The following is a 12659-nucleotide window of genomic DNA, read 5'->3' on the forward strand; positions in this document are numbered from 1 at the left end:
TGAAAGGTGATAAGCAGTGAATTTATTTTGAAGAAATTTCCCACACATTATTGGGAAACAATGAAGTGACCAAGGCCTGTCGCCAAGCCATTGAGACGAAAGATCCAGCGCGCAGACTTACCACCCCCTCAAACAGCACATCACCGGCCTTACCACTTTGCATTCCGCGCTCCTTGCGCCAACCTTCACCGCGCCATTATCGAGAGTAGCCGAGCGATTAAAAGATACAGATAAGAGTAAAAAAACCATTCAGCAAAGTGCACGAGCACACTGAACGGCACGGTGAAATGCTTCAATCAAAAAGACTTTTCAGGATGTGATTAAACATTTGCTTACATCAACAGGCAGGGAGGCCTTATTTTCATTAGTTTATGTACGACACCCCTATAAACGCAAAACCCGGGTTCACACCCGGGTTTGCATCTTGCATTCGGCCTGCTTCAGCCCTTGCCCATGTCCAGCACCACTCGCCCGCCGCAGGGGCACTCGTCCATATAGCGATGGGCCTCGACCACTTCGCTGAACGGATACTCCTTGATGATCAACGGGGTCACCAGCTGATCGGCCGTAAACTGGTTGATGTCCCGAAGGGCCCGATGCAAGGCGACCTGATCCTGGCTGATGCCAAGCTCCGGTTTGCCCGTGAAGTTGCCGATGCAGTGCACATGAAACTGAATGTTCTTCTGGAAGGCGGCGCAGGCAGGAAATGGCGTCTGGTTGCCACCTTGCAGGCCGTAAAGCACCAGGTTGCCACGCGGCGCCAGCACATCCCCGAGCAGCGACATCTGCGGCCCCCCCATGCCATCGAGGACCATGTCCACACCCCGGCCATCGGTGTACTTGCCAACCTGCATGACCAAGTCCTGCTCTTCGGTGACAATCACCTTGTCAGCACCAAGCCCAAGCAGATAGTCGCGTTGCTCCGGGTCTTTGGTGGCAGCAAACACTTTCAACCCCAACGCCTTGCCCAACTGCACGAATGCAGGCCCCGCACAATGGCTGGCATCGGTCACCAACGCTGTTTGCCCAGCCTTGGCTCGCGCCAGGTCAACGTAGGCAAAGTAAGCGATGAGCAACGGCGTGTAATGCACGCTGGCCTCAATCGGCGTGAGAATGTCGGGGTAAACGGTAATGGCCGTGCGTGGCAGCACGATCACATCGCCATACACGGGGTGCTCATTGGCACTGGTGGCCGGGAAGCTCGCGACACGGTCGCCCACGGCAATGTCGTCCACGCCCTCGCCGACCGCAGTCACCACACCTGCCATCTCGTGGCCGATCCCCGCGGGCAGACGTGCCTGTGAAGGCGCCAGGTTCTGCCGCCAAAGCACGTCATACCAGCTAACACCGATCGCCTCGACGCGGATCTGCACCTCGCCTACGGCAGGTGTCGGTTCGGCCTGCTCCTCGCAACGGAGCACATCGGCAGGGCCGAACTTGTGGAAACGGATCATGCGGGACATCGCATACCTCGCCTGTGTGAATCTCGTATTACCACGGACTTTATCCGGGCTTTTGCCGTTAGACCATCAGTGGCTATTAATAGTCGACATGCCTGTCATCGATTGGGCACCCCACATTCCTGTGCATTGGCCCCCGGAAAACGATGCAGGGTAACAGCCTTTAGCCTTAAGATTCACCCCTGCCCCACTTTAGGCGAAGCGCACCGATGAATCGAAACGACCTGCGTCGTGTAGACCTCAACCTGCTGATCGTGTTTGAAACGCTGATGCACGAACGCAGCGTGACCCGGGCTGCCGAGAAACTGTTCCTCGGCCAGCCTGCGATCAGCGCGGCCCTCTCACGCTTGCGCGGCCTGTTCGATGACCCGCTGTTCGTGCGCACCGGCCGCAGCATGGAGCCGTCGGCACGGGCCCATGAGATTTTCGCGCTGCTGTCGCCGGCACTGGACTCAATCTCCACCGCCGTGAGCCGCGCTGCCGAATTCGACCCGGCCACCAGCAACGCCGTGTTCCGCATCGGCCTGTCGGACGATGCCGAATTCGCCCTGCTGCCGCTGTTGCTAAAACGCATTCGCGCCGAAGCGCCCGGGATTGTGCTGGTGGTGCGCCGGGTCAACTACCTGTTGATGCCCACGCTGTTGGCCTCGGGTGAGATTTCCGTGGGCGTGAGCTACACCAGCGAGCTGCCCGCCAACGCCAAACGCAAGGTGCTGCGCCGCAGTAAACCTAAGCTGCTGCGAGCCGACAGCGTGCCTGGCAGCATCACCCTCGACGACTTCTGCGCCAGGCCCCATGCGCTAGTGTCGTTTGCCGGTGACCTGTCCGGTTTTATCGACGAGTCCCTGGAAGAAATCGGCCGCAAGCGCCATGTGGTGCTGGCGGTGCCGCAGTTCAACGGGCTGGGGAGTTTGTTGGCTGGGACCGATATCGTGGCCACCGTGCCGGATTACACCGCGGATGCCCTGACGGCAGCGGGTGGCTTGCGGGCTGAAGACCTGCCGCTGGAGGTGCGCACGTTTGAGCTGCACATGGCGTGGCGTGGGGCGCAGGATAATGACCCGGCGGAGAAGTGGTTGCGGTCGCGGATTCAGATGTTCTTCGGGGATCCCGATAGCTTGTGACTTACTTCCATCAAGATCCATAAATACCAATAAAATCAGTATTTTTGCCTGACTCTACGTCCAAGTCCGTCCGTCGTTTTCCCATTTCCAATACGCTTGCGGGTATATTTTTGGGTACTTTTTCCATTTCGAAAAAAAGTACCCGCACATGACGACTTCCCTCCCCACGCCTGCATTGCGGCGTAAACTCAGCGATGCCTTCTTGCGTGCCATTGCTGAACCCGGCAAGTACGCCGACGGCGAGGTTCCCGGTCTTTACCTGCATGTTCAGGCCTCGCAGAAGTCGAACAAGCCTGCCGCGAAATACTGGCGGATGAGGTATCGCCTGAACGGCAAGGAAAACGTGTACGCGATCGGCCGTTATCCCGACATTGGCTTGAAAGATGCCCGCGACCTGGCCCGAGCCGCGCGCCAGAACGTAGCTCATCACATCGCCCCGCTGAAGGCCAAACGCAAGAAAATCGCCGATCAGCTACTGAATGAGGAACGCACATTCAGTTACGTCGCCGAACAGTGGCTGGCCTTCAAGTCGCACGACCTCGTGAACAAATCCCTCGCGGGCTTTCGCGGCGCTTTGAACAATCACATCCTGCCCACGATCGGCAACATTCCCGTCAGCGAGATCAAACTGGACCACATCATCGAAATCATCGCTAACCTGCGCCGAGCACGCACACTGGCCATGGCCAAGCGCGTGCGTACCATCATCCGTGCCGTGCTCGGTTTCGCTGAGGGCCGTGGCTGGGTGGAGCGTAACGTTGCCCTGAGCAACACCGAGGAGCTCAAGGTTCGCCATGTGGTGACCAGTAATCCAGCGATCGAACGACCAGCCGATTTGGGTCACCTCCTGCTTCGTCTGGATGAGCTCAGCCCGAGCAGCGTGAGCACTGCGATGCGCTTGCTGGTCATGCTGCCGGTTCGCCCCGGCGAGCTGGTGAAAATGCGTTGGGAAGACATCGATCTGGTCAGCGCCGACTGGCGCTATGTAGTAGGGAAAACCCGCCATCTGGATAAGAGCAAACACATCGTGCCACTGCCGGAGCAAGCCCTTGTGCTGTTGCGTGAACTACATGAACGGCGGGTGGTGGATGAAGCGGGCAATGGCTGGGTCTTTGTATCGCCGGTCTACCCAGGCTATCCAGTTGACGCCACATCCCTGGCCAAGGGCTACCAGCGGATCTGGCCGGAATACCGCATCACTGCGCACGGCTTCCGCGCCACCTACCGCACTATCGCTCACGAGCATTTAGGTATCGATCCGATTGTACTGGAGTTGTCGTTATCGCACCGCATGCCAGGTGCACTGGGTGCCGTGTATGCCCGCGCGCAATTGCTGCCGCAGCGTCGGGAGGCAGCACAGCAATGGACGGATTACTTAGATCGGTTACGCAAGAGTGCTGCACTGGCTGAGTAAGTTCAGGTGCGCATGCGGGGGTTGAATCACTGTGAGAACGATGAATGCGAAGCGGGAAACGAGACTCGCATCGGGCCTGCGAGCCGTTGAAAGCAAAGGGTTTCAGCCGTTCCCAAAATGGGAATAGCCTTGATTCTGGACTCAATTTTCCTCGATGACAACCATAAGGCGTCACTGCCCTCGTGCCTCACGCGAGCGTGCTCACAAAAACACCTCGCCATGTGACCAACGCCGCTTCCTGCCTACCGTTGCCACTCGCGATCAAAGCACTGCGTCTTTCGCAGTCAAATCAGCAATCTGCTCGGAATCTGCGCCGAGATGCGATGAGGCGAACGAGATACGACCTGGAGTACAGCTGAACGTGGCTCGAGTAAATCTTCTTTGGCGTCCTATGACCGGGTGCTCAACCTAAGCGATGGGCTCCTCGGACTGGCAGTGTGGATCATCGAACATCCCATCCACTCGACATGAAGCCGCACAAAGTCGAGGACAGATCACTAAAGCCATATAAAACAACAACTTATGTCAATCTATCTCTATAGATATATAGACACGCTAAGGATTCTCCGGTCAAGTCAACACAGGCCATCTGACCTGTGCTGAAATAGCCCTCCGTCCAACTGCCCTCTACAAGCCCGCCATCCCATGAGTCAGATGAGCTTTTCCGATTTCGAGTACGCCGGTAAGCGCAAGCAAACCCGGCGTAAGCGTTTCCTGGCCGAGATGGAGCAGGTGGTTCCGTGGAGCGGGTTGGTAGCGTTGATCGAGCCTCACTACCCAAAGGCTGTTGGTGGCCGCAAGCCGTATCCACTGGAAACCATGCTGCGCATTCACCTGCTGTAGAACTGGTTCTCGTTGAGCGATCCAGCCATGGAAGAGGCGCTATACGAGATTACTTCGATGCGCCAGTTTGCTCGTCTGACGCTCAGCGCTCCGATCCCCGAAGACACGACGATCATGAATTTCCGGCACCTGCTGGAGAAGCATCAGTTGGCGGCGGGCATTCTGGAAACCATCAACAATTACCTGCGAGACAAGGGCCTGTCGTTGCACCAGGGCACCACTGTCGACGCCACCATCATCCACGCGCCCAGTTCGACCAAGAACAAGGAAGGCAAGCGCGCCCCTGAAATGCATCAAACGAAGAGGGGCAACCAGTACTTCTTTGGCATGAAGGCCCACATCGGCGCGGATGCTGAATCGGGTCTGGTGCATCACGTTCATGGCACCGCCGCAAACGTGGCCGACGTAACGGAAGTTGCACAACTGCTGCATGGCGCAGAGAACGTTGTCTGCGCCGACGCGGGCTACACCGGCGTTGAGAAAAGGCCAGAGCATGAAGGGCGGCCAGTGATTTAGCAGATTGCGGCTCGTCGTAGCACCTACAAGCACTTGAGCAAACGCAGCGTGCTCTACAAAGCCAAGCGCAAGATCGAAAAGGCCAAGGCGCAAGTGCGTGCGAAAGTGGAGCACCCGTTCCGGGTGATCAAACGCCAGTTCGGCTATGTAAAAACTCGTTTTCGCGGCTTGGCCAAGAACACAGCGCAACTGACTACGCTGTTTGCCCTGTCGAATCTGTGGATGGTGCGCCGGCAATTATTGCCTGCTGCGGGAGAGGTGCGCCCGTGAGTGCAGATAACCAAGGCTTTGCCTTAGTTATTCAATAATCAGCGGCTGAAAATCGGGCTTTTCGGCATCCCCAAGCCGTCCATTTCCGGCTGAGGAGCAACTTGTTCGGAGTTTCCCTAGCGAACATGCTCGACGCTACCAAACTCCCTATGGGTGCACCTTGCCTGTCGCGAAGAAGCAAAAAGCTCGCTCCGCTGGCTAGCGAGAGATCAGCATGGTTCGCCCTCGTTAACCCTCGAATCCTGGCGCAGCACCATTGCCACACTCGCCGCCGCCAGCACCAGCAGCGTCGATGTCGCGAGCAGCAAACCACCCACACCGGCACCGGCGGCCAATATCTGCCCTGCCAGTAGCGGCCCGCTCATCGATCCCAGGCGGCCAACCGCAACTGCCACGCCGACTCCAGTAGCGCGCACATCGTCCGGGTACAAGCGTGGTGCCAACGCATAGAGAATCAACTGCCCGCCTACGGCACAGGCGCCGGCTAGCGCCCCGGCCACATAGAGCAGATGCAGTTGTTTGAGATAACCCAGCGCTGCAAGCGCGAGCAACATGCCGGGGTAGACCATCGCCACCGCCAGCAGTGAACGCTGGCGATCCATCAAGCGGCCGGCCACCAACACGCCAGCAACGCCGCCGAGGTTGAACAGTACCTGGACAAAGGAGCTATCGAGTCGGCTGAGCTCGCGCCCGGCCAGCAGTGTGGGCAGCCAGTTGAGCAGCATGTAGAGGATCATCAGTGTGCAGAAGCAACTGCACCAGAGCAGCAAAGTGCTGCGGCTTTGCTGGCGACCAAGCACTACATTGGTACTTTGCGACAAGGTCAGCGGTCGGCTAACCAGAGGCCGGGACTCAGGCAGCCACAGCATCAGCAGCCCGGCGATCAGCAGCGGCGCAATGCCGCCGACATAGAACACCAGCCGCCATTCACCGACCGGCGCGAACATGCCAATCAGTGCCGCGCAGGCACCGCCCAGCGGTACGCCGCAGTAGGTCAGGCTGACCGCCATATTGCGCGAATCGCGACTGGCGACTTCCGAGGACAAGGCAATCAGGATCGGCAGTGCCGCGCCCATACCCAGACCGGTGACCAGGCGCGCAATCAGCAACTGCGTGTAGCTGGCGCTGTTGGCGGTCAGGAGTGAGAACAGGCCGAACAGGCTCACGGCAGCAATCAGCACACGCCTGCGTCCCAGCCGGTCGGCCAGCCAGCCACCAGCCAGGGCGCCGGGCAGCAAACCCACCAGGCCGGCGGTGAAGGCCCAGCCGAGGGCCGCTGGCGACAGATTGAACTCACGAATCAGGTGGGGAGCTGCAATACCTGTGGCCTGTAGATCCAGGCCTTCGAGCAAGGCCACGACAAAACAGAGCGCAATGGTGCGCACGGTGGATGGAGTAGACATAGGAACCTCGGTTTTATTGTTGTAGGAGGGGTGGCATCAGGGCGTAATTACGCTCAGGTGCCGGCAGGGTTTTCCAGCAGTACCTCTTCACGCTGCAGGCCCTAACGCCGCGCCAGGTTATGCGCCATGTCGATCATGGTCTGCCCAATGGCCGGATCGAGTAGCGCCTCCCAGAGGAAATCTTTGAAGCCCACCGGCGTACCGAGAAGAAAACCGCCGCGGTGCTCATAGCTGGCAATTGGGTTACGCGACATCGATTCGACCGCAACACAAAGCGCCAGCCGGAATGTGCACTTCTCCACCTGGTTGCCTGCCTGGCGTAACAGCTCCAGGCCGATACCACAGATTCGCTGTACGGCCAGCGCCGGCACCTGCAGAGGCACGTCAGCGTAAAAGCCGATATGCTGCGGCAACATGTAGGCATCGGAACTGGCCTGGGCCAGGCTGCCGGCCAGCAAGCTGTCGACCTGCTCCGCGCCGATGCCGGCACGTGCAAGCACACTTCGCGCAGCGTGAATACCTAGATCAATAGGCGAGACCTGGGCCAGCGCCCCGCCGTAGTCGATCCAAGGCGTGCACGCTGCTAGCAACGCGACCTGCTCGAAGAACTCGAACTACCCGCTCATGCATCCTCCTCGACCACTGCGCCGTTAGCGCCGGGGTCTGTATACAGGGCATCGACCAGGGCAACGCGGCGGCTCAATACTACGCGCTGGTTAAGCGACCCCTTGTCGGTGACCTCGCCAGCATCCAGGCTCGGTGCCTCGGTCATCGGGCAGAGCCAGGCGATGCGCGAGGCCAACCCGGTAGCGTCGCGGTTCAGCTCGGCCAGCAGACTAGATAGCCAGTGCCGTACGGGAACTGCCGACAGCACCTCGCCGACATCGGCGTCATCCGCCAGCCCGGCCAATTCGCGGCAGGCCGGCAGGTACGGGAACAACAGCAGACCGAGGCGCTGGCGATCCGGGCCGGTTACCACCACATCCTGCACATAAGGTGCGCCTTGTAGCACAACCCGAGTACGCAGCGGGCCGACGCTGACGAATACGCCGGTGGACAGCTTGAAGTCCTCGGCAATACGCCCGTCGAACATCAATCCCAGCTGCGGTTGCTCGGGATCGGCAAACTTCAGTGCATCGCCAGAGCGATAGAAGCCTTCCTCGTCGAAGGCATCGAGAGTCTGCTGCCACGAACGCCAGTAGCCCGACATGATGTGCGGGCCGCGGAAGCGCCCCTCCAGCTTGCCCTCGACCGGGACAAGTTTCACCTCACAACCAGGCGCCGGCAGGCCGATATAACCGGCCATGGACAGGGGGCCGGTGGTGAAGGTGCAGGACGGCGAGGCCTCAGTCATTCCCAGGCCGGCCATCATGCGAATACGCTCGCCGCAGTGTTGCTCGGCCGCACGATCAAGACGATCCCAGACGCTCTGCGACAACCCGGCGGCCGCGAAGAACAGTAGCTTGATACGCGAGAAGAAGCTGTCGCGCAGCTCGGAGTCGCACTCCAGCGCCCCGACCAGCTCTTCCCAACCTTTAGGCACGGTGAGGTAGGCCGTAGGTGCAATCTCTTTGAGGTTGCGCAAAGTTTCCGCCATGCCCTGCGGCGTTGGCTTGCCACCATCGATATACAGACTGCCGCCGTTGTACAGCACGATGCCTACGTTGTGGCTGCCTCCGAACGTGTGGTTCCACGGCAGCCAGTCGACCAGCACCGGCGGCTCGACGGCGAACTCGGGAAAGGTCTGTAGCAGCATTTGCTGATTGGCGCAGAGCATACGTTGGGTGGTCGGTACGGCCTTGGGCAACTTGGTTGAACCGGAGGTGAAAAGAAACTTGGCGATGCTGTCGGCATCCGTACCGGCGAACGCCAGGTCAGCCAGGGTGCAGTCACTCTGCTGCAATAGGCTGGCGAAGCGCTCGCAGACCCGACCGGGTAGTTCGCCACGGGTGAATACGAGCGGGGTCTCCACAGGGCTCAGCGCCTCGATGGCACGCTGGAATGGCGTGGCATCGGCGGCAAAGATCAGCCCTGGCTGTAGCAGCTCGAAGATATGCCGCAGCTTGGCCAGATCCTGCGAAAGCAGGGCGTAGGCCGGCGATACCGGGCAATAGGGAATGCCCGCATACATGGCGGCGAAGGCCAGCTGCAGGTGTTCCAGATCATTGCCGGAGAGGATCACCAGCGGCCGTTCGGCGGACAGGCCATAGCGGAGCAACGACTGCGCCAGGGCACGCACATTGACCAGCATCTGCCGATAGCTGATGCGCTGCCATTGGCCTTCACTATCGCGCTGGGCCACCAGGGTCGTATCCGGTTTCAATTCGGCCCAATGCAGCAGGCGGTCGAGCAGGTGTCCGGGATAGGGTTGCAAGGGCTCGTCGGCAAGCAGGTAGAACTCGCCACCAGTGCCGGGGGTGATGGTCACCGAAGGTTGGCCGATGGCGACCTGGCGATAGCGTGGCGCCTCAGAGCGCTGCGCTGTTGCTTCAACATTCACTTCGCCTTTCCTCTGATACAGCGCCTGCGGCGGGCCTCTGGAGCCACGCCGGACGCAAGGATTGTTTTTATTCTCTTACGCGGAGCGGCACCGACCGGCGCGCCCCTTAACAACAGCAAGCTCAGATCGGGTAGTGACGCGACCCGTTCTGCACCGTCACCCAGCGCAACTGGGTGAAGTAATCGATCGACGCGCGGCTACCGAAGCTGCCGTAGCCGCTGGACTTCACCCCGCCGAAAGGCATCTGCGCCTCGTCGTGCACGGTCGGCCCATTGATATGGCAGATACCCGATTCAAGCCGCTGCGCCAGCGTCAACGCACGCGACACATCGCGGCTGAAGATCGCTGCCGACAGACCGAACTCGGAGTCATTGGCCAAACGCAGCAGTTCCTCGTCGCCCGCACCGCGCAGCACCACCGCGACCGGGCCGAAAGACTCCTCGTGATACAGACGCATGTCCGCCGTCACCTCATCCAACAACACCGGCTGCATGATGCTGCCCTGCACGCCACCACCGGCGACCAGGCAGGCGCCCTTGGCAAGCGCATCATCGACCAGCGCCTGGATACGCTGGCCGGCTGCCGCGTCGATCAGTGAACCGAGCACGGACTTGCCGTCCTGCGGGTCGCCTGCACGCAGCTTGGAAACCCGGAATGCCAGCTTGATCACGAAGGCATCGGCCACTCTGGCGTCGACGATCAAGCGCTCGGTGGACATGCAGATCTGCCCCTGGTTGAAGTAGGCACCGAACACCGCAGCATCGACCGCCGCATCCAGATCGGCATCGTCCAGAACGAGCAACGGCGCCTTGCCGCCCAGCTCCAGCAGTGCCGGCTTCAGGTGCCGCGCCGACAGCTCTCCGACGATTCGCCCGACATGGGTGGAACCGGTGAAATTGACCCGACGCACCAGCGGATTGGCGATCAGCCGCTCCACAATGGCCGGTGCATCTTCCGGTGCGTTGCTGATGATGTTGACCACGCCATCGCCCAGCCCGGCCTCGTACAGCACCTGGCCGATCAATCGGTGGGTGGTGGGACTCAGCTCGGAAGCCTTGAGCACCACCGTGTTGCCGCAGGCCAGCGGCATGGCCAAGGCGCGCACGCCGAGAATCACCGGGGCGTTCCACGGCGCGATGCCGAGCACCACGCCGCATGGCTGGCGCAGCCCCATAGCGAAACTGCCGGGCACATTGGAGGGGATGACCTCGCCGAGAATCTGCGTGGTCATCGCCGCCGCCTCGCGCAGCATCCCGGCGGCCAACTGTACGTTGAAGCCATACCAGTTGGCTGCCGCGCCGGTTTCACTGGCTGCCGCCATGAACTCGGGCGAACGGGCCTCCATCAGCTCCGCCGCCTTGAGCAGGCGCAAGCGGCGCTCGCCTGGCGGCAGAGCGGCCCAGGCTGTGAATGCCGCCTGCGCGGCGGCCACGGCCGCATCGGCATCTTCCAAGGTAGCGGCGGCGACCCGCGCCACCACTTCCCCGGTCAGCGGGCTACGGCGTTCGAAAGTACGACCATTGGCGGCTGGGCGCGCCTGGCCGGCGATCAGCAGGGACACATCGTTCATGGAGCAACCTCTCGTTCGGCAGACGTTGGGGCAGACTCAGCGCTTGTAGGCTTCGAGGCCCGGCTTGATGCTCTTGTCGTCGAGGAACTGCTTCATACCCTGCTCACGGCCGCCTTCCGGATCGAGCAGACGGGACTGATCGAGCTTGGCGTACAGGTAGTCCTCGTTCTGCTCCCAGGTCAGCTCGCGGCAACGCTTGAAGCCGATCTTGGCCGCGCGCAGTACCACCGGATTCTTGTCCAGCAGATTCTCTGCCAGCTCACTGGTCACCTCGCGCAGTTGCGCCAGCGGCACGCTCTGGTTGACCAGGCCCATGGCCGCAGCCTTTTGCCCGTCGAAGGTCTTGCCAGTCATGATGTAGTACAGCGCCTCGCGGTGGCCGCAGGTGTCGGCCATCGCCTTGCTGACAAGGTTGCCCGGCGGAATGCCCCAGTTGATTTCCGACAGGCCGAAGGTCGCCTCGTCGGCACAGATGGCCAAATCGCAGGCCACCAGCGGGCTGAAGCCACCGCCGAAGCACCAGCCATTGACCATGGCGATGGTCGGCTTGGTGTACATACGCAGCAGTTTCCACTGCCATTGCGAGGCCTCGCGGCGGATCTTCTCCTGGAGGATTTCCGGGCCTGCATCGATCTCGCGGAAGTACTCCTTAAGGTCCATGCCTGCGGTCCAGGATTCACCAGCCCCGGTCAGCACCAGTACACGCGCTTCGGCGTCCTGCTCCAGGGTCTCCAGCACCTCGACCATCTCGCGGTTGAGCGTCGGGCTCATGGCATTGCGCTTCTCCGGGCGGTTGAGGGTTACCCAGGCGATGCCCGCGTCCAGTTCAACCTTCACGGTCTGCCAACGGCCTTCATAGCTGCTCATGTGACTCACCTCTTGTTTTGTTTGGGTGAGGCAAAGCTATGCCGACAAATTAGTTATGTCAATTAACTATTCTTCAAAAAAAACACTCGCCATGATCCGTTTACAACAGAAACCCCATAAAAAAACGGATAAATGGCAGCTTTAGCAAATGCAAAGCTGGGCATTCACCGACACAATGATTAAAATTAGTAACTAATTCAGCCAACGAGGCCATCCATGCCCCGCAAGCCCAAGGAATCAGTCGCCCAACCCATGCAGGAGCCGCTGGACAGCTTACTCAACAACCTGGTCGGCTACGTGATGCGCCGCGCGCAAATGAAGATCACCCAGCACCTGACCAATCGCCTGGAAGAACACGACATCCGTCCTGCCCAGTTCACCGCGCTGAGCATCATCGAACAGTCACCAGGACTAATGCAGGCAGATCTGGCCAAGGCCTTGGCGATCGAGCCGCCGCAAACAGTGCTGATGATCAATAAGCTGGAGAGTCGCGGCCTGGCCATGCGCGTGCGCAGCAATCCGGACAAGCGCTCATATGGCCTATTCCTGAGCAAGGCCGGCGAACAATTGCTGGCGCAACTCAAGGACCTGGCCGCGCAGAGTGACCTGGAAAGCACCGCAGCACTGAGCGATTCAGAGCGCGAACAGCTGCTGACCCTGCTGCACAAGCTCTATCGTGACTGAGTCATAGA

The 12659-nt window shown here is 60.2% G+C and carries 8 protein-coding genes and 2 pseudogenes; 4 read left to right on the forward strand and 6 right to left on the reverse strand.

What is annotated here, in order from left to right:
• Positions 1-440: 440 nt before the first annotated feature.
• On the reverse strand, positions 441-1463 hold the full coding sequence (locus PVV54_RS14165; RefSeq protein WP_274905852.1) for a zinc-dependent alcohol dehydrogenase family protein: 1023 nt from the start codon (positions 1461-1463) through the stop codon (positions 441-443).
• Between the two features lie 206 nt (positions 1464-1669).
• Here PVV54_RS14165 and PVV54_RS14170 point away from each other — a divergent pair, with 206 nt between their 5' ends.
• The 3 genes and pseudogenes from PVV54_RS14170 (at position 1670) to PVV54_RS14180 (ending at position 5627) form a co-directional block, all read left to right on the forward strand.
• A complete protein-coding gene (locus PVV54_RS14170) occupies positions 1670-2584 on the forward strand; it encodes a LysR family transcriptional regulator (RefSeq protein ID WP_274905853.1) in 915 nt (304 codons plus the stop codon).
• A gap of 148 nt (positions 2585-2732) precedes the next feature.
• The gene (locus PVV54_RS14175; RefSeq protein ID WP_274905854.1) at positions 2733-3998 is read left to right on the forward strand and encodes a tyrosine-type recombinase/integrase; all 1266 of its coding nucleotides are present in this window, start codon (positions 2733-2735) and stop codon (positions 3996-3998) included.
• 645 nt (positions 3999-4643) lie between these two features.
• A pseudogene (locus PVV54_RS14180) lies at positions 4644-5627 on the forward strand (IS5 family transposase).
• A gap of 209 nt (positions 5628-5836) precedes the next feature.
• On the opposite strand, the gene mhpT reads toward PVV54_RS14180, so the two are convergent.
• The 5 genes and pseudogenes from mhpT to PVV54_RS14205 form a co-directional block, all read right to left on the reverse strand.
• The gene (gene mhpT, locus PVV54_RS14185) at positions 5837-7030 is read right to left on the reverse strand and encodes a 3-(3-hydroxy-phenyl)propionate transporter MhpT (RefSeq protein WP_274905855.1); all 1194 of its coding nucleotides are present in this window, start codon (positions 7028-7030) and stop codon (positions 5837-5839) included.
• A 107-nt stretch (positions 7031-7137) separates the two neighbouring features.
• A pseudogene (locus tag PVV54_RS14190) lies at positions 7138-7620 on the reverse strand (thiolase family protein); the annotation flags it as partial.
• Between the two features lie 32 nt (positions 7621-7652).
• Positions 7653-9530 carry a feruloyl-CoA synthase gene (locus tag PVV54_RS14195; RefSeq protein WP_274905856.1) on the reverse strand — a complete coding sequence of 626 codons (1878 nt, stop codon included), beginning with the start codon at positions 9528-9530 and terminating at the stop codon, positions 7653-7655.
• Positions 9531-9651: 121 nt separating this feature from the next.
• Positions 9652-11100, reverse strand: coding sequence for an aldehyde dehydrogenase (locus tag PVV54_RS14200; protein ID WP_274905857.1), 1449 nt, complete (start codon positions 11098-11100; stop codon positions 9652-9654).
• A 36-nt stretch (positions 11101-11136) separates the two neighbouring features.
• On the reverse strand, positions 11137-11967 hold the full coding sequence (locus PVV54_RS14205; RefSeq protein WP_274905858.1) for a p-hydroxycinnamoyl CoA hydratase/lyase: 831 nt from the start codon (positions 11965-11967) through the stop codon (positions 11137-11139).
• Positions 11968-12183: 216 nt separating this feature from the next.
• On the opposite strand from PVV54_RS14205, the gene PVV54_RS14210 reads away from it, so the two are divergent.
• Positions 12184-12651: a MarR family winged helix-turn-helix transcriptional regulator gene (locus PVV54_RS14210; protein ID WP_274905859.1), complete on the forward strand. Its 468-nt coding sequence runs from the start codon at positions 12184-12186 to the stop codon at positions 12649-12651.
• Positions 12652-12659: the final 8 nt, after the last annotated feature.

This window comes from Pseudomonas sp. PSKL.D1, from assembly GCF_028898945.1.
Lineage (GTDB): Bacteria > Pseudomonadota > Gammaproteobacteria > Pseudomonadales > Pseudomonadaceae > Aquipseudomonas.

Coding starts and splice junctions, on each gene's coding strand:
- mhpT (WP_274905855.1), bottom strand. CDS start 7,030: ATGTCTACTCCATCCACCGTGCGCACCATTGCGCTCTGTTTTGTCGTG.
- PVV54_RS14165 (WP_274905852.1), bottom strand. CDS start 1,463: ATGTCCCGCATGATCCGTTTCCACAAGTTCGGCCCTGCCGATGTGCTC.
- PVV54_RS14210 (WP_274905859.1), top strand. CDS start 12,184: ATGCCCCGCAAGCCCAAGGAATCAGTCGCCCAACCCATGCAGGAGCCG.
- PVV54_RS14205 (WP_274905858.1), bottom strand. CDS start 11,967: ATGAGCAGCTATGAAGGCCGTTGGCAGACCGTGAAGGTTGAACTGGAC.
- PVV54_RS14175 (WP_274905854.1), top strand. CDS start 2,733: ATGACGACTTCCCTCCCCACGCCTGCATTGCGGCGTAAACTCAGCGAT.
- PVV54_RS14200 (WP_274905857.1), bottom strand. CDS start 11,100: ATGAACGATGTGTCCCTGCTGATCGCCGGCCAGGCGCGCCCAGCCGCC.
- PVV54_RS14170 (WP_274905853.1), top strand. CDS start 1,670: ATGAATCGAAACGACCTGCGTCGTGTAGACCTCAACCTGCTGATCGTG.